Origin of the sequence: Planotetraspora sp. A-T 1434 (genome assembly GCF_025420585.1) — a bacterium.
In the GTDB taxonomy this organism is placed as follows: Bacteria; Actinomycetota; Actinomycetes; order Streptosporangiales; family Streptosporangiaceae; genus JAOEGB01.
In genome coordinates, this window is the sequence record NZ_JAOEGB010000012.1 from 138825 (window position 1) to 164672 (window position 25848).

The following is a 25848-nucleotide window of genomic DNA, read 5'->3' on the forward strand; positions in this document are numbered from 1 at the left end:
CCTCGGGCGGGGCCGCACCTGTGTCTGCGCCCCGCGCCACTCCTCCCCCGCCCCCGATAGCTGCCAACATCAGTGGCCCGACCGAGGTGTCAATGCCGTCTTCGCGTGTCCGTCCACTAACGACGTACACCACAACCCGGACCCAACCCGCACAGACGGCGTTGACACCGACCAAGGGCCACGAACAATCGAGCAGCGGGGGCTGGCTCTGACAGCAGTTCCAGTCTGTTTTCGCTTTCAACTGGCAACGGTGCTGTCAGCCGATGACGTGGGTCGTCCAGTCATGCTCGTCCATGCCAAGCAGAGTGATGCGGTCAAGCAATCCTCGCGTGCCACCAATCGCAAGGAGTGAGGTCGGCATTGCGCCGTCAATCTGGACGCACAAGTCAAGACCTGTCGCCGTCACGCACGAATCTCTCTGCGACTTCGAACGATTCATCTTCGGTCTAACATCGATAGAAATCCGGGAACCGCTTGCCGAGTAGAACATCTGAAGTTCCCACGCTCCGGTTCCTTGCAGCGGCGGCCGCCATAGCTCGACTTCGCTTATCTTGAAGTCAGCAGGCAGGTTTTCTATCTGAAGGGGAAGGGGTATGGCGCGGTCCCCGATCGTCACGTCAGCGGCGATACGGAGTAAGACACTTTGCGGATCGGCGACGTTCAAATAGTAGGAGTGCAGCTCTGCCCATTGGCCACTTGTGGTTTGCCAGCGTAGATAGGTGTCCCCCTCATTAAGAGGGTCCGAATCGTCGCGAGTGACCCAGCGAGCGGGACGACCCTTGACCGGTTGTGCCGGGATCTCGATCTGCTCACGGCCATCCGCAAAATTCCCCAGCCTTGGCTCATGCTCAGCGGGATACAAGCTGAGGATGATCCGTGCACCAAAGTCACCGGCGCCACGCGCCAGCACTTGGTCCCCGTGTGCACCCACTTGGTAGCTGACTCCGACAATCGATTCAGGCAGCCAGCCAAACGAGGCGCGGGCAATCAAAGGATTAGAACCGGCTGACAGCATTGCAGCCGAGACAGTTGTCGGCGCTTTGGCAGTGATCGGACTAACGGTCAAGCCGATTGCCAGCGCGATAGCGACAGCACCGCCGACCATCGAAAATCTACGATAATTCAACCGCTTGCGCCCCGCCTTGCGCGCATACGCGATATCGAGGCTCATCGGCGGCGCGGGCGAATCCGCCAGTTTTTGGAGTTCTGCGGCCAGGTTCACGATATCGCCGGTCATGCTTTATACTCCTCTGGCGAAGCGGCGTAACTGCTCTGGAGAAGGCGGCGTAGTGTGGTGATACCCCGCGCGGTCTGACTCTTGACGTTGCCCGACGAACAGCCCATCGTTTGAGCTGTTTCATCGACCGAAAGGTCGCAAAAGTAGCGCAAAACAACCGTGGCTCGCTGGCGCGAAGGAAGGGCGGCAAGAGCTACTCGCAGGTCCAGCGCCGCATCGATGTCACCTTCTCTAACCGCTAATTGGTCCTGCGCATTACGGAGCACGACCCACCGTGTCCAGGGTGACCGCTGCTCGGCCAAGAAGGTGTTAACGAGAATCGTCCGCGCATAGCCGTCGATATTCTGAGCTTTGCTCGCATGGTGCCATTTCGTGTAGAGCTTGGTTATAGCGTTTTGAACGAGATCGTCCGCAGCATGCCAATCCCCACAAAGAAGGAAGGCGACCTTTCGTAGCCACAAAGCCTTCGCTGTCACGTACTCGGTGAACTCGGCGTCGCGCACCGGACTAGCCACCATGTGCGTCTACCCTCCTTCCCCTGCCTGCGCGTGGTGCTCTCCCCTCTGATGCGCGCGTGCCCCGGGAGGTTGCATGCCAAGGCCGAGTTCGTTCTCATCTGGCCTTCGCCATGTCCGCTGACGGCGCAGGGCGGCGCGGGCCGGGACCGGCCGGAGAGCCGCACGCCCGGTCCGCTGGCCGCCCGGCGCGCCGCGAGCCGCCGCAGGCGGCTCGCCTTGACCCTGTAGTGAAGGTTCTCGCCGAAAACGGCTCTGGCCCTCGATCGACACCGGGCTTGCCGGGCGACCAAGGGCCAGAATCAGTCAGTTACCGCAGGTCAGGCCTCGCCGGACGTGAGGCCGACCGGGCACGAGACGCCCGTGCCACCGAGCGTGTATCTATGTGACCCATGCGGAAAGCTGCGATCTACTGCCGGATCAGCCAGGACCGAGCCGGTGCTGGGCTCGGCGTCGCCCGCCAGGAAGCCGACTGCCGGGCGCTGGTCGAGCGTCGAGGCTGGCAGGTCACTGACGTGTACTCGGACAACGACGTCAGCGCGTACTCGGGGAGCCCGCGCCCTGCATGGCAGCGACTTCTCGGCGACATCGAGGCCGGGACTGTCGACGCGATCGTGTGCTGGCACGTGGACAGGCTGACACGATCCCCACGCGAGTTGGAAGACGTCATCGACCTGGCCGACCGGCGCGGCGTCGAATTGGCCACCGTAACCGGAGAGATCGACCTGGGCACCCCGACCGGGCGTCTGATCGCGCGGATGCTCGGGGCCGCCGCCCGGCACGAGGCAGAGCACAAGGCCGAACGGCAAAAGCGGCAGCGACGCCAGAACGCGGAAGCGGGCAAGGTCTCCGGGGGCGGGATGCGTCCGTACGGCTACGCCGAGGACCGCATAACGATCGTTGAGGAAGAGGCCGAGGTCATCCGCGAGGCCGCCCGCCGCGTGCTGGCCGGCGAATCCCTGACGAGCGTGTGCCGAGACTTCGAGCAGCGGGACGTGAAGACCCCCTCAGGACGCCACTGGATTCCGACCACCTTGCGCCGTCTGCTCGCCTCAGCCCGGATCAGCGGGCGCAGGGAGCACACGCCGCGCAGTACCTTCCAGACCACCCGCCCTCTGCTGGGCGAGATCGTCGCCGACGCCGTCTGGCCGGCGATCATCAGCCCAGTCGACTCCGACCGGCTACGCGCACTACTCAGCGATCCCGCCCGCGACTACCGCCGCCAGGCCGCTACCGGACGCTCCTACCTCCTGTCCGGGATCCTGCGCTGCGGCAGATGCGGGCACCGGATGAACGGCCGACCCCGGCAAGGAATCCCCCGGTATGTGTGCCCGAACGTGCCCGGAAGCGGCTCATGCGGCGGCGTCGCCACCAACGCCGCCCGCACCGACGACCACGTCCGCGACATGCTGCTGACCGCGCTCGACTCCCCCGCCCTCGCCGAACGCATCCGTCACGACGGCGGCGACGATGACAACCTCGCCGAGGCCGTCCGCGCCGACGAGGAACTTCTCGAAGAACTCGCCCAGGCCTGGGCCAGCCGCGAGATCAGCCGCAAGGAATGGATGGCCGCACGTACCCCCATCGATCTTCGACTGGACAAGAACCGCGCTCAACTTGCCAGCCTCTCCCGCACCTCGCCTCTGATCCCCTTCATCGGCACCGCCCAGGAGATGCTCACACGATGGGATGCCATGAACGTCTCCCAGCGACGCGCCATCGTCGCCGCGGTCATCCGCACCATCACCGTCGCACCCGCCAACCCGCGCAAGAAGTGGGACCCCGACCGCTTCACCTTCGACTGGATCGCCTAAGCGGCAGCATCCAAGCGCTCCGGCTCGTCCCCGCCGACGAGCCGAAACACCGACGCCACCCGCTCCAACACCGCCAAATCCTCAACCACCGGCGGAAGCCCCTGTGCCGCCCGAGATGCCGCCACCCGCGCCCGCACCTCATCATTCACCCACACCGACCAGTGAGCGACAGCCCGCACTCGCCACCCGCCACACGGCACGGCCCTACCGGGTTCTCTCCTCGCTGCATAAAGGCCTCCCTTCGCGCTCCCTCCTCTCAACCGACGAGACAAGAGTGCGACGAACAGGCCCATCCGGGGCACCACCCAGCGGGACGCCTTCAAGACGTCCCGGGTATGCCTGTGAGACCAGACGTCTCAAGCCGTCCCTACACGTCACCGGCCGCCGACATCGAGAGCCGACGCCACGCGAAGGCCGGGACCAGCCAAACGCACCGCGAACCAGCCACGGGCGAAGATCGAAAGCTACTTTTCTTCACGTCATCAAGCCGCCGCCCTGCCGGGCGGCGGTGGCGCGGTGCGTCCGGTTCGCGGCCGGGCATGCGGCCTCTCCGGGCCGACCCGGCCTCGCCGGCCAGCCGCGCCCGCCCAGGCAACGAACAACCCCCCAGGAGCAGGACCAGGCCGAGGAGCAGGAGCGCACGCAGTACGGCAAGACGCAAGGCGGCTGCCTCAGGATCGTTGGTTAACGACCAGGCCTTCTCATGCTGATCGCACCGATAGGATCGAGCTTATGATCACGGGTGACTTGAAGAGCAAGGTTGACCGGATTTGGGATGCCTTTTGGTCCGGCGGCATCTCGAATCCTCTGGAGGTGATCGAGCAGATCACCTACCTGCTCTTCATCCGGCGCCTCGACGAAATCCACACACGAGAAGAGAGCAAGTCCCGGCTCCTGAACAAGCCGATCGAGCGCCCTATCTTCCCCCACGGCGCGGATGAGAAGAATCGCAAGTACGACGATCTTCGCTGGTCTCGGTTCAAAGACTTCGAGCCCGGCGAGATGTACACGATTGTTAGTGAGCATGTCTTCCCGTTCCTCCGCACCCTTGGCGGCGACGGCACGACCTACTCGCACCACATGAAGGATGCGCGCTTCACCATCCCGACAGCTGCCCTCCTGGCACGCGTGGTTGACATGATCGACAAGCTGCCGATGGAGGACCGCGACACGAAGGGCGATCTGTACGAATATCTGCTCAGCCAGATCGCATCTGCTGGAACGAACGGACAGTTCCGTACGCCGCGGCACATTATCCAGCTCATGGTCGAGATGACCGCGCCCACTCCGAAGGACGAGATCTGCGACCCTGCCTGCGGCACCGCTGGATTCCTCGTTGCGGCGGGCGAGTACATCCGGCGCGTGCACGAGAACGCGCTACACAATGCCGAGCAGTCGAAGCACTTCCATCACAGTATGTTTCACGGCTTCGACTTTGATAGCACTATGCTCCGCATCGGCAGCATGAACATGCTGCTGCATGGAGTTGAAAACCCAGACATCCGCTATCGGGATTCTCTGGCGGAGAACGTCAGCAGCGACGCCGATATGTACTCACTGATCTTGGCCAACCCACCCTTCGCTGGGAGTCTTGACTATGAGAGCACCTCAAAGGATCTGCAGAGGGTAGTCAAGACAAAGAGCACGGAACTTTTGTTCTTGGCGCTCTTCCTTCGGCTGCTAAAGCCCGGTGGTCGTGCGGCGGTGGTAGTACCGGACGGTGTACTAACCGGGTCCGGAAAGGCCCACAGAGTGATCCGCCGCCTGCTCGTGGAGGAGCACAAACTCGATGGCGTCGTCAAGCTTCCTGGTGGTGTCTTCAGGCCCTATGCCGGGGTCTCAACAGCGATCCTCTTTTTTACCAGGACCAACAGCGGTGGCACAGATCACGTATGGTTTTATGAGGTTAACGCTGACGGCTGGAGTTTGGATGACAAGCGAGCTCCTCTTCTGAGCCAGGAAAAGCTCGGCCCGCGGCCTACAGGCAACTTGACCATGGCCGACCATGGAAAGAACAATCTGCCGGATGTGTTGGCACGCTGGGCGTTACGAGAGGACAGTGAGCGCAGCCGAAAGCGAACTGAGCAGAGCTTCTGCATTCCAAGGGCCGAGATCGCCGCACAAGGTTACGACCTGAGCATGAGCCGTTACAAGGAAGTAGTACTTCAAGACATCAAGGATCGATCGCCCGCGGAGATAATGAACGATCTGGCGCGTTTGGAGGCGGAAATTCAGGAGGGTATGTCTGAGCTCAAGGTGATCCTCGGATGACCGTCTTCGGTACCACGCTAGGCGAGCTCATTAAGCCAGCTCCCACCAAACGGGCAGGTAGCGTCGAGTATCCGATTCTGTCGATGACTATGCACAATGGTCTTGTCGATCAAGAATCGAAATTCAGGAAACGTGTAGCGAGTGCGGACATATCTCAGTACAAGGTGGTTTCTAAAGGCCAGCTAGTGGTTGGCTTCCCTATCGACGAGGGGGTTCTTTCCTTTCAGAATCTCTATCCGCATGCCATCGTCAGTCCGGCGTACCATATATGGGATCTGGCCGATTCATTTGAAGTGGATACGGGTTATCTCCAAAGATTTCTGCGGTCTCCAGATGCCCTCGCATACTACGCGTCGAAGCTCAGAGGAACTACGGCTAGGCGCCGGACTCTACCAAATGATCTTTTTTTGGCGCTCCCGGTTCCATTGCCGGCGATTAGTGAGCAGCGCAGGATCGCACAAGTGCTGGATAGCGTCGATGTGCTGCGGGCCAAACGTCGGGAAACCATCAATTACCTGGATGACGTCACTCGATCCATTTTTGTGGCGATGTTTGGGGACCCGGCACAAAATCCCGAAGGGTGGCCTCGTGCTCCCTTGGGGACGTTGCTGAGCCGTATCGATAGTGGCCACAGTCCACAGTGTATGGACCGCCCCGCCAGGGGCGGTGAATGGGGCGTTCTAAAGCTTAGCTCAATCACTTCTTGTGAATTCAATCCACTAGAAAATAAGGCACTTCCAGAAACTGCATCTCCACGTCAAGAGAATGAAGTTCGTCCGGGTGACTTACTTTTTTCTCGAAAGAACACAAAAGCTCTTGTTGCCGCATGTGCTCTTGTGAGGCAAACGCCTCGGCGGCTGCTTATGCCAGATCTCATCTTCCGTCTCGAACCCGACCCCACAGCTCAGATCGATTTAACCTTCTTGCATCAATTGCTTATTTTTCCGTCCAGGCGTCGCCAGATTCAAGAGCTTGCAACGGGGAGCTCTGCTTCCATGTCGAATATCTCCAAAGCCAAATTGGCCTCGGTCGAGATTGAAATTCCACCTCTCTCTCGGCAGCAAGCATTTGCGGAACGCGTCGCAGTCGTTGACAGGATTAGGTCCTCTCAACGCAGTCACCTGTCTGAGCTTGATGCGCTGTTCACGTCAATGCAGCACCGCGCGTTTCGGGGCGAACTGTGACATGATCGTGGCAGGAATGCTCCGCATGGCGTGAAGGGTGCTTGATGAGCAACTTTAGATTCCTGGACGCTGAGTGGCCGGAGTTGTACGACGAGGCACTGCGCGCGGAGCGGAGTGTCTTCGCCGACCCGCGGACGTCATGTTTCTACGCCCGGCGGTCCCTCGAGCTGGCCCTTACTTGGCTCTTTGATGCGGAAAGCGTCCTACATCTGCCGTACAAGAAGGATCTCGGCGGGATGCTCTTCGAGCCGACCCTACGTACACTCGTCGGCTCCGGCATCCACACGAAGATGGACCTCATCCGTCGACAGGGCAACACCGCTGTGCACAAGACGATGAGAGTCCCGCCCCAGGCCGCGCTGGCGACTGTCCGTGAGCTGTTCCAGGTGCTTTTCTGGGTGGCCCGCCAATACTCCCGTGATCCAGAGCACCTTCCGGCAGACTCGCTGGTGTTCGACGAGACTTTGATCCCCCGGCCGGTGCCGGCGGGTGTCCGGCTGAAGACTCAGAGGGAGCTGAAGGAACTCAGCGACAAGCTTGCCAGGCAAGATGCTGCCCTCGCCGAGGCCCGAAAGAATAATGCTGCACTCGACGCCGAGATCGCCGGGCTCCGAGCACAGATCGCCGTCGCCAAGGCAGCCAACCAGTCCCGGGTCGATCACCACGACTACAACGAGCAGGAAACCCGGGACCTCTTCATCGATATGCTACTCAAAGAGGCTGGCTGGCCGCTCGATCAGGAGCGAGACCGCGAGTTCAAAGTCACGGGGATGCCCGGAGGGGGCGACGGATACGTCGATTATGTGCTGTGGGGAGACGACGGCACTCCATTCGGCATCGTCGAGGCCAAGCGTGCCCGTAAGGACCCGATGGCGGGCCAGCAGCAAGCCAAACTTTATGCCGACCGCCTTCAGAATATGTACGGCCAGCGGCCCATCATCTTCTACACCAACGGCTACGAGACCTGGCTGTGGGACGACGCCTTCTACCCGCCGCGTCCGGTCCAGGGTTTTTACACGAAAGACCAGCTTCAACTGCTTCGCGCCCGCCGTACGAGCCGTAAGCCGCTCGCAGAGGTGCCTATCGACAAGACCATTGTCGAACGGCACTACCAGCAGCGGGCGATCTGCCGCATTGGTGAGACTTTGGAGCAGGATCGGCAGCGGAAAGCCCTAATCGTCATGGCCACCGGTGCAGGTAAGACCCGTATGGTGATCGCGTTGGCGGACCAGCTGATGCGGGCCAACTGGGTGAAGCGGGTCCTGTTTCTAGCTGACCGGAAAGCCCTCGTCACCCAGGCGACCAACGCCTTCAAGACGCATCTGCCGTCGACCACAACAATTAATCTCCTGGAGGAGAAGAGCGACGAAGGCCGGGTCTACGTCTCGACGTATCCGACAATGATGGGGCTGATCGACGAGATGGCCGACGGCGAACGTCGTTTCGGCCCCGGATACTTCGATCTCATCGTCATCGACGAGGCGCATCGGTCCGTCTACCAGAAGTACAAGGCGATCTTCTCCTACTTCGACGCCCTGCTCGTGGGACTCACCGCCACCCCAAAGGGGGAGGTCGATCGCAACACCTACCGGCTGTTCGGCCTGGAAGAGGGTGTGCCCACCGACGTCTACAACCTCGACGAAGCCGTTCGTGAAGGATTTCTCGTCCCGCCCCGGGCAGTCTCTGTTCCGTTGAAGTTTCAGCGCGAGGGCATCCGGTACGACCAGCTGAGCGAGGAAGAGAAAGATCAATGGGACTCCCTGGAGTGGGAGGACGGCGACATCCCCGACAGCGTGGATTCCGAAGCGGTCAGCAAGTGGCTGTTCAACATCAAGACCGTCGATCTCGCTCTTGAGACGCTGATGAGATACGGCCACAAGGTGGTCGGTGGGGATCGACTCGGCAAGACCATTATTTTTGCAAAGAATAATGATCACGCGAAGTTCATAGCTGAGCGCTTCGACGCGAACTACCCCCAGTACGAGGGCCAGTTCGCACGCGTCATCACTTATCAGACCGAGTACGCACAGAGCCTCATCGACGACTTCTCCACCAAGGACAACGCGCCCCATATCGCGATCTCGGTGGACATGCTCGATACCGGCATCGACGTGCCCGAAGTCGTCAATCTGATGTTCTTCAAGGTTGTCCGGTCGTCGTCGAAATTCTGGCAGATGATCGGCCGCGGCACACGGCTCTGCAAGAACCTGTATCGGCCTGGCCTGCACAAGCAGGACTTCCTGGTCTTCGACTTGTGTCAGAACTTCGAGTTCTTCAACCAGAACCCCGAGACCACCGAGGGCTCGACGGTCAAGTCCCTCTCTGAGCGGCTGTTCGCCGCTCGGGCCGAGTTGGTCTACCAACTGGACCAGCGTCTCGGGGAGACCGCGCAACCAGAGCGGGACGGGACCAAGAGTGAGCTCGGCCTCCGTTGGGATCTCGCATATGAACTGCACAAAGAGGTCGCGGGGATGAGGTTAGAGAACTTCCTGGTCCGTCCCCAGCGGCGCTGGGTCGAAGAATACGCAGATTTCAAGAACTGGCAGCGGCTGACCCCGGAGGCGGCCAACGACCTCATCGGCCATGTAGCCGGCCTGCCCTCGTCTGTCCGCGACGATGACGAGAAGGCCAAGGAGTTCGACATGCTCCTGCTTCAGCTCCAGCTGTGCTTGGTCAATGGCGAACCCGGTTTCGACCGGCTCCGCCATAAGGTACAGGACATCGCCTCGCTCCTGCTGGAGCAGACCAATATCCCGAAGATCCGCGAACGGCAGCAGGTCCTCGACGAGGTCGCGGGTGACGAGTGGTGGAACGACGTCACTATGCCGATGCTGGAACTCGTCCGCCTGCGTGTCCGCGAGCTGGTGAAGCTGATCGAAAGGTCCAAGCAGCCTCCTATCTACACCGACTTCGAGGACGAGATCGGAGAGGTGTCGGAAATCCAGCTCCGGAACGTCCCGAGCGGCACAGACCGGGATCGGTTCCAGGCCAAGGTGCGGACCTACCTGAAGAACTATGAGGATCATGTTGCTCTGCAGAAGCTGCGTAGGAACAAGCAGCTTTCACCCTCGGATCTGTCCGAGTTGGAGCGAATGCTTATTGAGAACGGCGTTGGCACGCCGGCTGATATAGCCCATGCCAGCGAATCAGCTGGCGGGTTGGGGTTGTTCGTCCGCTCGCTGGTCGGTCTGGACCGGGCAGCGGCCCGTGAGCCGTTCTCCAGGTTCCTCGAGGACAAGACGCTAAGTGCGAACCAACTCCACTTCCTCGACATGATGATCAACCACCTCGCCGAGAATGGCGTGATGGATCCAGCTCGTCTCTTCGAGCCTCCTTTCAGCGAGCTCGCTCCGAGAGGTCCTGACGTCCTCTTCCCGGGCGCGCAACTCGGAGAGCTGATAACGATCATTAGCTCCGTGCGCACCACTGCGGTCTCGGCCGAGGAGGTGGCATAGCGGCGTGGCGTGCCTCTATATGCAGGCTTTGGGATCATGTCCCACATTGACCGGGTGGGCTTCGCTCCCGTTACTCCCGAGAGGATGCCTGCCGTACAGGCCGGATGGAGGATAGGTAGCCCGGGACGACCGCAGAGGGCTCGCGGCTGATATCCCTGAGCTCGTCTGCGAGCAGGCCGGCGTCGGAGGCGCTGATTTCTAGGAGGGGGCGCCGGAGGCGGATAGACCAGTTATCGTCCGGGAAGGCGTCCAGCCTTGGAATGAGCGGCGCCAGGTCAACACCCGTACGGTACGGCGCGAGCGCCCGCAGGCTTATGCCGCAGCCGCGGGTGAAGTCCCGGCCCGCGAGGGTGACGGGTTGCTCGTACGCGACCACCTCCGAAACGACCGTGGCTATTCCGATCACCCTGGTGCGGTCGCGTGTTGGGTTGTGCCAGCATCCCCGGGTGGTCAAGACGAAGAGATCGTCTCCGACTTTGAGCCGGTTCACCTCGCTGCGGCTAGTTGGCGGAAAGGCCATCCGGGACTCCCGCAGCACCCACGCCACGGCCTCCCGCTCGCCGAGGATCAACAGGTACGCAGTCACGATCGGCACGCTATCCGATGCTGCGGATCACACCATGGTCTCCTTCGGGGCCGTGACATGGTCGTCGAAACTTGAAGGTCCGGCGGCCCCGACGCCGCCGCTACCACACTCGCGGGTCTCGGTAGTGACCCATCACTAGCGGGCGCTCCGGTTCAAGAAGGTCGCCTCATTAGGGTGGCGTGAGGCCGAGCATCGCCCGGCCGAGGATCAACGCTGGGCGCTAGCAGGATTCACGGTCTTAATAGCTGAGGTGTTCGGGGTGCGCGATACCCACGCGGGTGGCGTACGTGCGATTCGCGGTCACCCCAGGTGCCCATGCACTGGTCCGCCGAACGTGATGAGGAGGTTGCCACCTGAGCGACCTGATGGGCCAGAGCCGTTCTCGCCTACGGAGCGAGTGGCCTTACGCCCAGGGCATAAGTCCCCTCTGTCCTACTCGTTCTGGTAGATGAGCAGAAGCTGGAGCCTTACGGTAAGCAACTGGTCGACACGCTGGGCGCGTGGCAGACTCACGCGGGCGAAGGCTGTTCCGGAGGCGGGGATGAGCACGAAACAGCAAAGTGGTTCAAAGTCTCCGATTCAGATACAGCATATGCGCACGGCTCTGCTGCGGAACTACTCCGGTCTGATCTACGAGGAGGATCTGCGCGGTTACGATCAGGCAGCCCGGGACCAGCGGTTTCTCTCACGGGCCCTGGCGGCCGATGCCGTGCGGATCGTAACTGGCTGCGACCACGAGGCCGCCGGTCGAGCCGTGATCGACGGTGACAGGGACCAGGGGATCGATGCCATCGCGGTAGGGGAGGGCTCTCCCGAGGTTTGGCTTGTCCAGGCGAAATCGAGTGACGCGGGTACGGCCAAGTTGTCCAGAGATGACGCCCTGGCGTTCGCAGACGGTGTGCGACTGGTAGACGGTCGGAATTTCGATCCGTTCAATGACCGCATGCAGCCGTTCCTCCCTCGGCTCGACGCCGCGATGGGGGACTCCCGGCTCCGGATCACCCTGGTGGTCGCTCTAATGGGACCGGCCACCCTCTCCGACGCCGCGACCGGCGTCATGGAACGGCTCCTTGAGGACGCTAACAACAACGGACCGTTGCTGCGATATGAGGTGCTGGGCTCCGCCGACTTCTACCAGCGCTTGCGTCAGGACATCGCGCCGGACCCAGTGAACGTCACCGCCACCATGCGGAACTGGCTGCGGAGGGACGTCCCGTTCGAAGCCTGGCAGGGCACGGTGGCGGTCAGGGACCTCGCCGGATGGTACGAGCAGCACCGCGACGCCCTGTACGAGCAAAACGTCCGCAAGTCGCTTGGCCTCACCCGGATCAACTCCGGCATCAAGGAGACCCTGCTCAAGGAGCCGGAAAACTTCTGGTACTTCAACAACGGCATTACGGTGTTGTGTGACCGCATCGAGCCGCATTACCTCGGTCGCCGCCGAGGGGATGAGTCGGTGAGGCTCACCCTAGAGGGCGTCAGTGTCGTCAATGGTGCGCAAACCGTCACGGCGATTCATGAGGCGATGGAGCTGGACCCGGACGCTGTGGACGATGCCGATGTCACGGTACGTGCCTTTTCCCTCGGGCCTGAGCGAGAGCTCTATGCCACGCGGATCACCGAAACCACCAACACCCAGAACGACGTGTCGCAGCGGGACTTCATCGCCCTGGACCCGGCGCAGGCCGAGATCCGTGAGGACTTTCTGTTGTCGGGGTTGGGCAAGACCTACACCTACAAGCGCGGAGAGCCAGACCCAGCACCGGAAGCGGGCTGTTCGGTAGAGCATGCTGCGGTCGCGCTGGCATGTGCCTACCACAGCCCCGAGTTGGCGGTGCGCGCCAGCAAGAACGTCGACTTGCTGTGGGAACGCGGCACCCGTGGCGCGTACCCGCGCCTCTTCAGTGAGGTGCCCAGCGCCTACCGCTTGTGGCGGTCAGTGCAGGTCCGTAGCGCGGTTGGCGCAGCGCTCGAACTCGAACGCAGGAGACTGCACGGACGCGCCGCCGATATGGCACGACGGGGGGATCTGCTTATCACGCATCTGGTCTTCCAACTCATTGACCAAGACGGGATGGACGACCCGAACCTCGACTGGCAGCCCATCCTTCACAAGGTGCCAACGTTGACCTCCCTGGTCCTGTCATGGATGATCTTCCACCTGGACGCCGAATTCGGCCGGAACTCCTTCCTCAGCAGTACTTTTAGCGATGAGACTCGCTGCAAGACACTAGCCAAGCTAGTGCTGGACGATGCTCGCCGAGGCGCGACCGCCCCCGCGCTGCCGGAGGACTACCAGACACAGGCGATGCGTCCGCGCAAGCCCCGCCGGCCCAACGCCGTGCCCACACTGGTCAGCGCCGGCCTTCTCGTAGATGGCACCCCGCTGACTTACCGGCCGCAGAGCGATCCCGAGAGGGCCGCTGTCAAGAGCTGGCTCGCGGAGGACCCACGGCGGGATAAGGCGACCTGGGTGAACGATCGTGTGAAATGTCTGCTGTGGACGTACGACGGGAAGCAGTACTCGGCCACCGGTCTCGTTCAGCGAATCTGGGACCTGGCCGGGTATGAGGACGCACCTGTATCGGTGCAGGGGCCAGGCCGGTGGACGTTGGAGAACGGCCTGTCTCTATGGGACTTTGCGGTCCAGTTGTTCGAAAAGGAGGCCGAGGAGGACTAATGGCCATGGGCGGTGTTCAGCTCGTCGGCAACTGTTGAGTTCGACTCGCTTTGGCAGACATCCGAGATCACGGGCTCATAGGTCTGGGGGCGCTCCCGCGCAGCCTAAAAATGTGATCGGTGCCCTATGCAATATGCGTGAATGATCTCGGCGGCGGGACCCGTGCGAGAGTGCTGCGCCGCAGGTCAGAAGCTACACGGAACTGAGAAAGGTCACCGCTGTAAATCGTCGGCTTAAAACTCCTAACGCAATGATCAGCGGGCGAGGCGTCGCCAGCAGATGATGGCGGCGGCCAGTGTCATGAAGGCCTCGTGCATGTCGTCGCGGACCTCCCAGCGGACGCGCAGGCGACGGAACCAGCGCAGTAGCGCGATCGTCTGCTCGATCCCAGTGGTGGGCGTCGAGCCCGGATCCGTGCGAGGTGCCCCGCCGGGCGATGAGGGGTTTCACTCCCTTAGCCCAGACCAGGCGGCGGTCCATCCCCTGTCACCATCAGCTGAAACGGCCCTTGACTGCTGAAACGCGGCCGGGGTCGTCGTATGAGCTGTCCGGATGTGTCCGGCCGGGACCGGGCCTCTACGGGGAGCCCCGGAGAATACGCGGAGAAGTTTCAGCGGGGCCGCTCGGCTACGTCCGGTCATCGCTGCCAGGGGGAGTACGGCCTGACCGCAACCGCCGTGGGCCAATTCGTTGGCTTGGCACCCATGATGCGGTGGACACTGGCCCGGTGAGACTGTTCGACGAGGGGGTCTCCTTCCAGGAAGTGCTGGGGCACCCACGGCACCGGGCTGCCCAGACATCGCTGGCGGAGCTGATCGGGGAGTTGCGTGCGTGCGCGAATATGAAGGACGCTTATGAGTTCCAGCAGGCGCTGCTGTCGCACGTACTGGCGGTGGAGGCCGATCGCAATGCCTTCAGCAAGGCGGCCAAGCGAATACGGGACGGCAAGTCGCCGCAGGCGGATGCACCCGAACCTCAGTCCGGGCACGATCCCTCGCTCGTGGAGACCTGGCAGCTTGAGCTGGATGTGTGCGAGCGGGCCGCGCGGCAATACCGGTGCGTCGGCGACGCACTGGCCTGGCGCGTGTTCGGGTTCCAGCGCCGGTACATCCTCGCACTGTGCCGGAATCAGCCGCCCGGGGTGATGGCCGGAAAGGCGGGGCTGGCGGCCGAACGAGCGCGTGTCGAACAGGCCTGGAAGGAAGACGGCCAGCTCGCGATCATGCACGATCTGACTAACTGCCTGCGGATCGGGGACCTGACCGTGTTCGGGGACGGCTCGCCGGAGATACTCGAGATCAAGAGCGACCCGCAACGGCGCAGTTCGGCACAGAACCGCCGGATCAAGGCCGCCCGCCTGGCACTAGACGGCGCGGGTCCACTTCCCGGTGACGACCCCGAAGAGCGCCTGTATGACCTGAATCTGCCCTTCAAGACGCACCTGGAACTGCTGGCGGCCGGAGCCGAACGGGCTGCCCGGGAGGGGATCTTCGCTGCCAAGGTGCCCGGCGATCGCGCGCTGCTGGTGACCGACCTTTACGGCTGCCAGGCGCAAGGCTGGACCGAGGAAGACTTCGTCGAGCGGCTGGAACGTCGGTTCACAGCAGCGCTGCGCCGGGCGGGCCTCGGCCCGCGGCAAGCGTCCAATATCCACGCCACCAGCCTGGACAGCGTCTCACGTGATCCGCTGCGTGTGCCGTTCGCCGCCTATCCGCTGCACCCCATTACCTGCGCCCGGCTGATCGGCGACATCGTGGCCTTCACCGTGGAAACCTCCGGCCCCGCACTCGCTGAGGCGCTCCGCGCGGCAGGCATCAATACCAGATGGGTTCGGACGGGAACCGGTGACCTGGTGCCCGGGGAAGTCATCATGGAGATGGCCACGAAGGACAGCACCCCACTGCGAGGCGGCCTGGTCTTGGAACTGTCGCGGACTCTGCAGATGCGCCGGTCCGAACTGGAGAGGTACCTGATCGAGCTGATCGAGCAGCGCACCTGGATCGAAGGCATCAGGTTCCTGCTGGCCGACCACAGCACAACCGGGCGCCCCTGGCCCTGCTACCGCGATGAGCATCGCGTATGGAACTAGACCGAATCCAGAGTTCACCCCTGCGCGAAGACCGATCCGGCAAGGGTGCACGTCGTCGATCGGCCAGCCGTGACGATCGCTCACTTTGCTGTTGCTGTACGGGATGGGGGATTTGCTACGCCTGAAGATCGGACGGTCATGCTGCCGCGCCGCTTCCTGTGCTCGGGCCTGGCGGCCCTGCGCTCCGGGTCGGCTTGCCACCGGGTGACCCTGGCCGAGCGCCGATCTTGCTAACGCTGGTGCTAACAACGGCTCTGGATGAGCCTGGACGACAGTGGATCCAACGGCCCTGTGGAGGGCTCTTGACCTGGCCGTTCTGACATCAGGGGACGGTTGTGGACAGGTCTGATTCGGCTTGTAAACAGATGGCCAGGCGTTCAGCGGGCGGAGCCCATCAGGATTCGCATCCACCAATGGCGTGCTTCGTCGTTTCTCCAGCCGCCGGTGTAAGCGTGCTCGGGCGGGTCTGACTGGATCACCTTGTGGACCTGGTAAATGCCGCCCACACAGATCAGCTCGTAGAAGACGGCCTGGCAGCAACAGGTGTGCTCAACAACGCGGTAACGGCCGCGCGGCTGGTCCTGCCAGTTCAGACGTTCCCGGTTCCGCAGTGCTCTCCCCGGATGGACGGAGATGCCCGGACAGTCCCATTCCGGAGGCTCTACAAGATCGCGAGCCAGTGGACGTAGCTCTCCGTCGACCGCCGTCATTGCGCCATCGGCCGATCAGTCTGCTGGTCGAGCACGTGCCCGAGTTCGTCCAAAGTGGGGGCGGCCACGGTCATGCAGACGCCGGCCACGACCTCCGCCTGACTGATCCTGTGGCCCCGTCGAGTCGCGTACCAGTCCCCCGGCCTGTCCCCGGCCCGGCTCCGCCAGATCGACCAACCGGGGAAGCGCGCTACCAGTTCCTCAAGCTCCGTCACGTACGGCACGTTACAGAGCCTAAATATACCTGTCTATAGCTATGAGCTTCTATGGCTGACCGGGAGCCACTACCTACAGTTGCGGCGTGATCGACTACGACCCGACGCGACCCAAGTGGGTGCAGATCTACGAGGTCGTACGCGCACGTATCGAGGCGGGCGAGTACCCGCCCCGCTATCTCATCTCCGAGGTACAGCTTGAGTCGGAGTTCAGCGTGGCCCGTGTGACGATCCGCAAGGTGACCGCCAAGCTCCGTGAAGACGGCCTCATCATCACCACTCCGGGCATGGGCTCCTTCGTGGCCCAGAAGACGAACGAGACCTCCGAACAGGCCTGACGCCGCCCGGAGGTCTCAGCAATCCGCCTACTCCTCCGTAGAGGTCGTCAGCCCTGTCGGGCACCAGGCAGAAGGGTCACCTGCGTTGACACCGGTGCCACCTATGCCGCAGTAGCCGTTGGGGACCTTGAAAAGGTACTGCTGGTGATAGTCCTCCGCAAAGTAGAACTCACCGGCCGGGGCGATCTCGGTGGTGATCTCGCCGTACCCCGCCTTGGTCAGCACGTCCTGGTACGCCTCCTTGGACGTCAGGGCGGCCTTCTCCTGCTGCGGCCCGTGGGTGTAGATGGCCGAGCGATACTGCGTGCCGACGTCGTTGCCCTGCCGCATGCCCTGCGTGGGGTCGTGCGCCTCCCAGAAGACCTTGAGGAGCTCCTCATAGGACACCTGAGTCGGGTCGAACACGACCCGGACGGCCTCGGTGTGCCCGGTCATGCCCGTACACACCTCCTCGTACGTCGGGTTGGGGGTGTACCCGCCCGCGTAGCCGACCGCCGTGGACACGACGCCCGGCGTCTGCCAGAACTTTCGCTCGGCTCCCCAGAAGCAGCCCAGCCCGAAGTCGGCGATCTCCGTCCCCTCGGGGTACGGCGGCGCCAGCGGCGCCCCAAGGACCATGTGGCGGGTGGCCACCGGCATCACCTCGGAACGGCCCGGCAGCGCCTCCGAGGGGTCCACCATCGATGTCTTGTTCCGGCCGAAGAGCCAGCCCATCTCGAACCTCCATCCGCTCTGACAGACCCAACCAGATGCCGAGGCTCGTTGTTCCTTCAAGTGTGCCTTCCGTAAGATTCTCTTAACATCCGGGCCAAGCACTACTTATTTGAGTTAAACACCGGTAAGCAGTCACAATAAGCTTCATGCCTGAAACGCGCCGTGGAGTCCTGTACGGCATCGCCGCCTACACCATGTGGGGCCTGTTCCCCCTCTACTGGCCGTTGCTCAAGCCGTCCGGCGCGGTGGAGATCCTCGCCCATCGGATGGTGTGGTCGCTCGTCGCCGTCGTCGCGATCCTGGCCTTCAGGCGCCACTGGTCGTGGTTTCGCACGCTGACCCGTCGCCAACTGCTCCTTCTCACCCTCGCGGCGATCACCGTCTCGCTCAACTGGGGCACCTACATCTACGCGGTCAACAGCGACCAGGTCGTGGAGAGCGCGCTGGGCTACTTCATCAACCCGCTGGTCAGCGTGCTCTTCGGCGTCGTCATTCTCCGTGAGCGGCTGCGCCCGTGGCAGTGGGTCGCCGTCGGCCTCGGCGCGGTGGCCGTGCTCATCCTGACCCTCGACTACGGCCGTCTCCCCTGGATCGCCCTCGTCCTGGCGTTCAGCTTCGGGACTTACGGCCTGGTCAAGAAGACGGCGCAGGTCGGCAGCGCCGAGAGCCTCACCGTGGAGACCCTGGTGCTCCTGGTGCCCGCGCTGGCCTACCTCCTCGCCATCCAGGCGAACGACACGGCGACCTTCGGCCACCACGGCGTGGGACACGCCCTGCTGCTGGCCGGCTCCGGGATCGTGACCGCCGTTCCACTGCTGTGCTTCACCGCGTCGGCGCTCCGGGTGCCGCTCACGATCATCGGCCTGCTCCAGTACATCGCCCCGACCCTGCAATTCCTCTGCGGTCTGCTGATCTTCCACGAGACCATGCCGGCGAGCAGGTGGATCGGCTTCGCGGTCGTCTGGCTCGCGCTCAGCGTCTTCACCTACGACAGCATGCGCGCCGCGCACACCTCCCGCCGCGAGGCCCGCAGGGCTCCCACCCTCGAAGCCGCCTAGAAACGTCTACTCCCCCGGGAGTACGGCTTTCGCCGCCCCGGGACCGACGACTGCCGTGCCGTACGAGGCGAGGATCGGCGGCATGACAAAGCATTTTCGTTTCGGGATCGTGGCGGCGCTCGCACCGGACGCCGGAGCGTGGGCGGCCCTGGCGCGGCGGACCGAGGACCTGGGCTACTCGACCCTGCTGGTCCCGGACACGCTCGGCACGCTTCCGCCGCTTCTCGCCCTCACCGCGGCGGCGACCGCGACGACCCGTCTGCGCCTCGGTACGTTCGTGCTGGCCGCGCCCTACCGAAACCCGCGGCAGCTCGCCTGGGAGCTCGCGGGCCTCGACTTCCTTTCCGGCGGACGGCTGGAGGTGGGCGTCGGCGCGGGCCGCCCCGACGCCCGCGAGGACGCCGCAGCCCTCGGCATGCCGTACGGCACGGCGGGCGAGCGCATCGCGCAGGTGGAGGCGGTGATCGCTGAGACCAGGGCGGCGTTCGGCGAGGCAAGGGCGGCGTTCGGCCAGGCAGGGGCGGCGTCCAGCGAGACCACGGCTGCGTCCAGCAAGTCCGGGCGGTTCAGCCAGGTCGTGCAGCGGCAGGGGCCGCCGATCCTCGTCGCGGGGGCGGGCGAGCGAATGATGGCGGTGGCCGCGAAGGAGGCCGACATCGTGACCCTGGCCCTCCCGCCGGACAGCACGGACGACGACCTGCGGCGGCCGATCGACGCTCTGAGAGGCATGGCGGGGGCGCGGTTCGACCAGATCGAGCTGAGTGTGAACCTCCTTCAGGTCGGCCCCCGGCCCGCGCCCTGGCTGCCGGCGGGATACCAGGGGCCCCCTCCGGGCGCGGTGGCCGTGCTCGACGGCTCGCCGCGGGAGATGGCCGACGTGCTGCTGCGCCGTCGCGACGAGCTGGGCGTCTCCTACGTCACCGTCAACGGCTTCTACGCCGAGACGCTCGCGCCCGTGGTGGAACTCCTGACCGGCCGGTGACGGCTCACCCCATGGCGCGGTCGAGCCGCTCGGTCAGCCGGAACGCTCGACCACGTAGTCGCACAGGGCCGACAGAGCGGTCCTGGCCGGGATGTCCGGAAGGGTGGCGAGGGCGGCCTTGGCGCGGTCGATCCACCTGGTCAGCTCCTGCCGAGCCTGGACCATCGCCTGGTTGGCCCGGAGGAGGGACAGCGTCTCCTCGACGTCCTCCTCGGCCACCGGGCCGGACAGCAGCGTGCGCAGGCGACCGTCCTCCGGGTCCTGGGAGGCGAGGGCGTAGAGAACGGGCAGCGTGCGGACGCCTTCCCGGAGGTCGGTTCCGGGCGTCTTGCCCGACTCGCCCGTCACCGCGGCCACGTCGATGAGGTCGTCGCTGAGCTGCCAGGCGACGCCGATGGCCTCGCAGGCGTCGGTCAGCCGGTCGACGATCTCGGGCGGCGCGCCGGCGAGCATCGCGCCGAACCGGCCGGAGGTGGCGATGAGCGAGCCCGTCTTGTCCGCGAGCACCTGGATGTAGTGCGCGACGGCGTCGGCGCCGTCGGCAGGTCCGACGGTCTCCCTGATCTGCCCGCGCGCCAGCCGGGAGAACGTGCGGGCCTGAATCCGGATGAGCTCGGCCCCGAGGTCGGCCAGCAGCTCAGACGCCTGGGCGAAGAGGTAGTCGCCGGTCAGGATGGCCACGGTGTTGTCCCACCGGGCGTTGGCCGAAGGGGAGCCGCGGCGCACGGGCGCCTCGTCCATCACGTCGTCGTGGTAAAGCGTCGCCAGGTGGGTCAGCTCGATGACGACGGCCCCGGGCACGATGCCCGGGGCGTCGGGGTTGCCGAACTGCGCGGCCAGGAGCACGAGCATCGCCCGGAAGCGCTTGCCGCCGGCCTCGATGAGGTGCCTGGACGCCTGCGTGACGAAGGCGTCCTCACTCTCGACGGACGAGCGGAGCAGCTTCTCCACCGCCGCCAAGCCGTTCGCCAGGTCCTCGGCCAGCTGCTCGTCGACGAGAGGAATGTCCACAACGGGCGGCGCGGCCATAAGGCGAGGCTCCTAACGAACGAACAGCGATTGAGCAGCCGAGTGCGCCAGATCAAGCACGGGCTGCGGGTAAACACCCAGGACTACCGTAGCCAATACGGCCAAACCGACCACAGCTGCGGTCCCCCGGGAGGGGAGCACGATCGACGGGCCGTCCGCCGCGGGGTCGCTGAAGAACATCAGCACGATGACCCGGACATAGAAGAACGCCGCCACGGCGGAGGCCACCACACCGACGATGACCAGCGGCAGCGCGCCCCCGGACACGGCGGCCTGGAACACCGCGTACTTCCCGAAGAAGCCGCTGGTCAGCGGGATTCCGGCGAACGCCAGCAGGAAGAACGCGAAGATGCCGGCGAGGAGCGGCGAGCGCTTGCCGAGCCCGGCCCAGCGGGACAGGTGCCACGCCTCGCCGCCCGCGTCGCGGACCATCGTCACGACGGCGAACGCGCCCACCGTGGTGAAGCCGTAGGCCACGAGGTAGAACAGGATCCCCGACAGCGCCGACGCGTTCTGCGCCGCCGCCTTGCCGGTCGCGATGACGCCGACCAGCAGGAATCCGCCGTGGGCGATCGAGGAGTAGGCCAGCATCCGCTTGATGTCGGTCTGCGTGATGGCGAGGACCGCGCCGACCACCATCGTAAGAATCGCCACACCGTACAGAACCGGGCGCCAGTCCCAGTCGAGGCCGCCCAGCCCGACCCAGAACACCCGGACGAGCGCCCCGAAGGCGGCGACCAGGGTTCCGGACGCCATCAGCGCCGTGATCGGGGTCGGAGCGCCCTGGTAGACGTCGGGCTTCCAGGCCTGGAACGGCGCGGCGCCGATCTTGAAGAGCAGGCCGACGCCGAGCATCGCCGCGCCGATGTAGAGCAGCGTGTCCTGGCCGCCGACCGAGCCGACCGCCGTGCTGATCTTCGCCAGGTCGATCGACCCGGCGTAGCCGTACAGCAGCGCCGTGCCGTACAGGAAGAAGGCGGAGGAGAAGGCGCCGAGCAGGAAGTACTTGACGGCGGCCTCCTGCGAGAGGAGACGGCGGCGGCGGGCCAGGCCGCACAGCAGGTAGAGCGGCAGCGACATGACCTCGAGGGCCACGAACGCGACCAGCAGGTCGTTGGCGGCCGGGAACAGCAGCATGCCGCCGACGGCGAACAGCACGAGCGGGTAGATCTCGCTGTGCGCGGCCCCCTCGTGCAGGGCCTGCTCCTCCTCGGCCGATCCCGGTACGGCTGACGCCGCGGCCACGAAGTGGTCCTCGCCCTTGATGAGCAGGACGCTCACGAACGCGAGCACGAGGATGGTGCCCCAGATGAACAGCGCCGGCCCGTCCACGGCGACGGCGCCCATGGCTGCCGCCTTGGTCGGGATGCCCTTGGCCGCCGCCTGCCAGATGGTCAGCGCGAACGCGCCGGCCAGGGACAGGAGGGTGAGCGGCACGTGGATCGCCGAGCGCAGGTAGCGCGGGGCGAAGGCCTCCACGAGCACGCCCACGATCGCCGCGCCGAAGACGACCAGCATCGGCGCCAGCAGAGCGTACTCAATGGTCGGCGCTTGAATGGTGCCGTTCACTGGCCCTCCTTGGCAACGGGTACGGCGGGCGCCGGGTCGGTGACGGAGACGCTGGACAACGTGTCCTTCACGGCGGGATGGATGACGTCGAGCAGCGGCTTGGGATAGAAGCCGAAGACGAGGAGCAGCGCGATCAGCGGCGTGACGACCCACTTCTCACGGGCGTTGAGGTCGGGCAGGGTCTTCACCGATTCGGCGGTCGGCCCGTTCATGGTCCGCTGGTACATCCACAGGATGTAGATGGCCGCCAGGATGACGCCGGTCGCGGCGATGACGGCGAACACGAGGTGCTTCTCGTAGGTGCCGGCCAGGACCATGAACTCGCTCACGAACGTGCTGAGCCCGGGGAGCGAGAGGCTGGACAGGCCCGCGACCAGGAACGTCCCGGCGAGCACGGGGGCGACCTTCTGGACGCCGCCGTAGTCGGCGATGTACTGCGAGCCGCGGCGGTTGATCAGGAAGCCGGCGATCAGGAACAGCGCGCCGGTCGAGAAGCCGTGGTTGACCATGTAGAGCGTCGCCCCGGCGCCGGCGTTCGTCGTCATGGCGAACACGCCCATCGCGATGAACCCGAAGTGCGAGACCGACGTGTAGGCGATGAGCCGCTTCATGTCGGTCTGCCCGATGGCCACGATCGCGCCGTAGACGATGCCGATCACCGACAGTGTGATGACCAGCGGCGTGAAGAACTTCGCGGCCTCGGGGAAGAGCTCCAGGCAGAAGCGCAGCATGCCGTAGGTGCCGACCTTGTCGAGGACGCCCACCAGCAGTACGGCGGCGCCGGCCGGGGCCTGGGCCGCCGCGTCGGGCAGCCAGGTGTGGAACGGCCACAGCGGAGCCTTGATCGCGAAGGCGATGAAGAAGCCGAGGAACAGCCACTTCTGCGTCGTCACGTCCTGGATGGTCCCGACGAGGTCGGAGAACATGAACGTGCCCTTGCCGGCGATCGAGTAGAGCGCGATCACGGCCACGAGCATGAGAAGCCCGCCGAACAGCGAGTACAGCAGGAACTTGACGGCCGCGTAGGACCGCTGGGCCCCGCCGTACGACCCGATCATGAAGTACATCGGGATCAGCATGGCTTCGAAGAAGACATAGAAGAGGAAGACGTCGGTCGCCGCGAAGACGCCGATCATCATCGCCTCGAGCACCAGGATCAGCGAGAAGTACGTCCGGACGGACCGCTTGCCGGCCTCGGCGTCATGCCAGGAGGCCAGCACGACGATCGGCACGAGCACGGCCGACAGCAGGATCAGCACCAGCGCGATGCCGTCGACGGCCACGCCGTAGTGGACTCCGAACGCGGGGATCCAGTTGTAGGTCTCCGCGAACTGGAACTTGTCGCCGTTCGGGCTGAACTGGACCGCCATCGCGACGGTCAGCGCCAGCACCACCAGCGACACCGCGAGGGTGAACTGCTTGGCGAGCTTGTCGTTCCGCACGAGGGTCACGCCCAGCGCGCCCAGTACGGACACGCCGATCAGGGTGGAAAGCCAGGGCATCACAGGTTCCCTACGACGAACCAGGCACCGACCAGGAGGGCGGCGCCGACGAATATCGACAGCGCGTACGAGCGGACGAATCCGGTCTGGATCCTGCGCAACCGGCCGGACGAGCCACCGATGCCCGCGGCGAGGCCGTTGACCACGCCGTCGATCCCGCGGTTGTCGAAGAACACCGCGAGCCGGGTGAGCCACTGGCCGGGCCGCATGAACAGGGCCTCGTTGAGCGCGTCGCCGTACAGGTCACGGCGGGCGAACGCGGTGAGGAACGAGCCGCGCGGGGCGACCGCGGGCACCTCGGCCGCGCCGTACCTGAACCAGGCGAACACCGCCCCGACCGCGACGAGCGCGAGCGTGACGAGACCGGTGAGGCTGACCGGGTTGAACTCCGGCAGATGCTCCGGGAGCCCGACGGCGGGCGACAGGAAGGTCATGAACCGGTTGCCCACGATCAGGAACCCGCCCAGGAAGATGGCGCCGGCCGACAGGATGATCAGGGGCCAGGTCATGACGGCCGGAGACTCGTGCGGGTGGGCGTCACCCTCCCAGCGCTTCGCGCCGAAGAAGGTCATGAACACCAGGCGCGACATGTAGAAGCCGGTGATGCCCGCGCCCAGGACGGCGAGCCAGCCCAGGATGGCGTTGTGCTCCATCGCGGTCTCGATGATGCCGTCCTTGGTGAAGTAACCGGACAGCAGCGGGAACCCGATGATCGCCAGGTAGCCGATGAGGAAGGTGGCGAACGTGACCGGCATGGCCTTCCGGAGCGCGCCGTACTTCCGCATGTTCACCTCGTCGTTCATGGCGTGCATGACCGATCCGGCGCCGAGGAAGAGGTCGGCCTTGAAGAAGCCGTGGGTGATGAGGTGGGCGATCGCGAAGGCGTACCCGGCCGGGCCGATGCCCGCCGCCAGCACCATGTAGCCGATCTGCGACATCGTGGACCCGGCGAGGGCCTTCTTGATGTCGTCCTTGGCGGTACCGATGATCGCACCGGCGAGCAGCGTGGCCACGCCGACGATCGTCACGACCAGCTGGGCCGTCTCGGCGGCCTGGAAGATGACGCCGGACCGGACGATGAGGTAGACACCGGCGGTGACCATGGTCGCGGCGTGGATGAGGGCCGAGACCGGAGTCGGGCCCTCCATCGCGTCCAGGAGCCAGGACTGCAGCGGAAGCTGGGCCGACTTGCCGCAGGCGCCGACGAGCAGCAGCAGCCCGATCGCCGTCAGCGTGCCCTGCGACGCGCCGTGCGCGGCGGGGAACACCTCGGCGAACTTCAGCGAGTGGAACGTCGCGAAGATCGTGAAGATGCCGATCAGCAGGCCGAAGTCGCCGACCCGGTTGACGATGAACGCCTTCTTGGCCGCCGTCGCCGCCGAGGGCTTGTGCTGCCAGAACCCGATCAGCAGGTAGGACGCGAGGCCGACGCCCTCCCAGCCGACGAACAGCGCGACGTAGTTGTCGGCCAGCACCAGCAGGAGCATGGCCGCCACGAACAGGTTCAGGTAGGCGAAGAACCGCCGCCTGCCCGGGTCGTGGGCCATGTAGCCGATCGAGTAGATGTGGATCAGCGACCCGACACCGGTGATCAACAGGCAGAACGAGATCGACAGCGGGTCGACCAGCAGCCCCACCTTGGTAGCCATGCCGGGAATGAAGTCGTAGAGCGCGATCCCTCTACGGCGCTCGCCCGGCGCGAAGCCCAGCAACTGGACGAAGGCGAGGACGGCCACGACGAAGGACGCGAGCGCCGTGACGACGCCCAGCAGGTGGCCGAACCTGTCGGTCCTCCTCCCGCCCAGCAGGAGGACCGCCGCCCCCACGAGGGGGAGGGCGATCATCAGCCAGGCGACCCCGATCGCTCCACCGGAGTGAGTTATGAACTCAGCGGGTTCCA

At 64.6% G+C, this 25848-nt stretch carries 19 protein-coding genes; 9 read left to right on the forward strand and 10 right to left on the reverse strand.

Translation table 11 applies throughout. From position 1 onward, the window contains the following. Positions 1-256: 256 nt before the first annotated feature. Positions 257-1237, reverse strand: a complete 981-nt coding sequence (locus tag N5079_RS17620) for a hypothetical protein (protein WP_261584947.1) — start codon at positions 1235-1237, stop codon at positions 257-259. Then, the gene (locus N5079_RS17625) at positions 1234-1740 is read right to left on the reverse strand and encodes a SigE family RNA polymerase sigma factor (protein ID WP_261584948.1); all 507 of its coding nucleotides are present in this window, start codon (positions 1738-1740) and stop codon (positions 1234-1236) included. The genes N5079_RS17620 and N5079_RS17625 overlap by 4 nt, the downstream gene beginning before the upstream one ends. Positions 1741-2144: 404 nt before the next feature. On the opposite strand from N5079_RS17625, the gene N5079_RS17630 reads away from it, so the two are divergent. The 4 genes from N5079_RS17630 to N5079_RS17645 all read left to right on the forward strand — a co-directional run bounded on the left by N5079_RS17630 (position 2145) and on the right by N5079_RS17645 (position 10476). Beyond that, complete coding sequence (locus tag N5079_RS17630) at positions 2145-3566, forward strand: recombinase family protein (RefSeq protein ID WP_261584950.1); 1422 nt, start codon at positions 2145-2147, stop codon at positions 3564-3566. Positions 3567-4298: 732 nt separating this feature from the next. Next, positions 4299-5837, forward strand: a complete 1539-nt coding sequence (locus tag N5079_RS17635; RefSeq protein WP_261584951.1) for a class I SAM-dependent DNA methyltransferase — start codon at positions 4299-4301, stop codon at positions 5835-5837. After that, the gene (locus tag N5079_RS17640) at positions 5834-7021 is read left to right on the forward strand and encodes a hypothetical protein (RefSeq protein WP_261584952.1); all 1188 of its coding nucleotides are present in this window, start codon (positions 5834-5836) and stop codon (positions 7019-7021) included. The genes N5079_RS17635 and N5079_RS17640 overlap by 4 nt, the downstream gene beginning before the upstream one ends. Positions 7022-7065: 44 nt before the next feature. Continuing rightward, positions 7066-10476 carry a DEAD/DEAH box helicase family protein gene (locus tag N5079_RS17645; RefSeq protein WP_261584953.1) on the forward strand — a complete coding sequence of 1137 codons (3411 nt, stop codon included), beginning with the start codon at positions 7066-7068 and terminating at the stop codon, positions 10474-10476. A 70-nt stretch (positions 10477-10546) separates the two neighbouring features. Here the strand turns inward: N5079_RS17645 and N5079_RS17650 are convergent, their stop codons facing one another. Then, on the reverse strand, positions 10547-11062 hold the full coding sequence (locus N5079_RS17650; protein ID WP_261584954.1) for a hypothetical protein: 516 nt from the start codon (positions 11060-11062) through the stop codon (positions 10547-10549). 592 nt (positions 11063-11654) lie between these two features. Here N5079_RS17650 and N5079_RS17655 point away from each other — a divergent pair. Both N5079_RS17655 and N5079_RS17660 read left to right on the forward strand, forming a co-directional pair. Then, a complete protein-coding gene (locus N5079_RS17655) occupies positions 11655-13742 on the forward strand; it encodes an AIPR family protein (protein WP_261584955.1) in 2088 nt (695 codons plus the stop codon). Positions 13743-14469: 727 nt separating this feature from the next. Beyond that, complete coding sequence (locus N5079_RS17660; RefSeq protein WP_261584956.1) at positions 14470-15831, forward strand: hypothetical protein; 1362 nt, start codon at positions 14470-14472, stop codon at positions 15829-15831. Positions 15832-16208: 377 nt separating this feature from the next. On the opposite strand, the gene N5079_RS17665 is transcribed toward N5079_RS17660, so the two are convergent. Both N5079_RS17665 and N5079_RS17670 read right to left on the reverse strand, forming a co-directional pair. Continuing rightward, the gene (locus N5079_RS17665) at positions 16209-16541 is read right to left on the reverse strand and encodes a hypothetical protein (protein ID WP_261584957.1); all 333 of its coding nucleotides are present in this window, start codon (positions 16539-16541) and stop codon (positions 16209-16211) included. After that, positions 16538-16756 (reverse strand): hypothetical protein, encoded by a 219-nt coding sequence (locus N5079_RS17670; protein WP_261584958.1) that lies wholly within the window; start codon positions 16754-16756, stop codon positions 16538-16540. The genes N5079_RS17665 and N5079_RS17670 overlap by 4 nt, the downstream gene beginning before the upstream one ends. An 86-nt stretch (positions 16757-16842) precedes the next feature. Here N5079_RS17670 and N5079_RS17675 point away from each other — a divergent pair, with 86 nt between their 5' ends. After that, entirely contained in the window at positions 16843-17094 is a 252-nt protein-coding gene (locus N5079_RS17675) for a GntR family transcriptional regulator (RefSeq protein WP_261584960.1), read from the forward strand. A 27-nt stretch (positions 17095-17121) separates the two neighbouring features. Here N5079_RS17675 and msrA read toward each other — a convergent pair whose 3' ends face one another. Continuing rightward, a complete protein-coding gene (gene msrA / locus N5079_RS17680; RefSeq protein ID WP_261584962.1) occupies positions 17122-17808 on the reverse strand; it encodes a peptide-methionine (S)-S-oxide reductase MsrA in 687 nt (228 codons plus the stop codon). Positions 17809-17954: 146 nt separating this feature from the next. Between msrA and rarD the strand changes: the two genes are divergently transcribed. Then, positions 17955-18866 (forward strand): EamA family transporter RarD, encoded by a 912-nt coding sequence (gene rarD, locus N5079_RS17685; protein WP_261584963.1) that lies wholly within the window; start codon positions 17955-17957, stop codon positions 18864-18866. Between the two features lie 82 nt (positions 18867-18948). Next, positions 18949-19848 carry an LLM class flavin-dependent oxidoreductase gene (locus N5079_RS17690; RefSeq protein ID WP_261584965.1) on the forward strand — a complete coding sequence of 300 codons (900 nt, stop codon included), beginning with the start codon at positions 18949-18951 and terminating at the stop codon, positions 19846-19848. Between the two features lie 33 nt (positions 19849-19881). On the opposite strand, the gene N5079_RS17695 is transcribed toward N5079_RS17690, so the two are convergent. The 4 genes from N5079_RS17695 to nuoL are packed head-to-tail and all read right to left on the reverse strand — an operon-like array spanning position 19882 to position 25792. Next, positions 19882-20877: a polyprenyl synthetase family protein gene (locus N5079_RS17695; RefSeq protein WP_261584966.1), complete on the reverse strand. Its 996-nt coding sequence runs from the start codon at positions 20875-20877 to the stop codon at positions 19882-19884. Positions 20878-20889: 12 nt separating this feature from the next. After that, positions 20890-22446 (reverse strand): NADH-quinone oxidoreductase subunit NuoN, encoded by a 1557-nt coding sequence (nuoN, locus tag N5079_RS17700; RefSeq protein WP_261584967.1) that lies wholly within the window; start codon positions 22444-22446, stop codon positions 20890-20892. After that, the gene (locus N5079_RS17705) at positions 22443-23948 is read right to left on the reverse strand and encodes an NADH-quinone oxidoreductase subunit M (protein ID WP_261584968.1); all 1506 of its coding nucleotides are present in this window, start codon (positions 23946-23948) and stop codon (positions 22443-22445) included. Before N5079_RS17705 ends, nuoN begins: the two co-directional genes overlap by 4 nt. Beyond that, positions 23948-25792 carry an NADH-quinone oxidoreductase subunit L gene (gene nuoL, locus N5079_RS17710; RefSeq protein ID WP_261585081.1) on the reverse strand — a complete coding sequence of 615 codons (1845 nt, stop codon included), beginning with the start codon at positions 25790-25792 and terminating at the stop codon, positions 23948-23950. The genes N5079_RS17705 and nuoL overlap by 1 nt, the downstream gene beginning before the upstream one ends. Between the last annotated feature and the right edge of the window lie 56 nt (positions 25793-25848).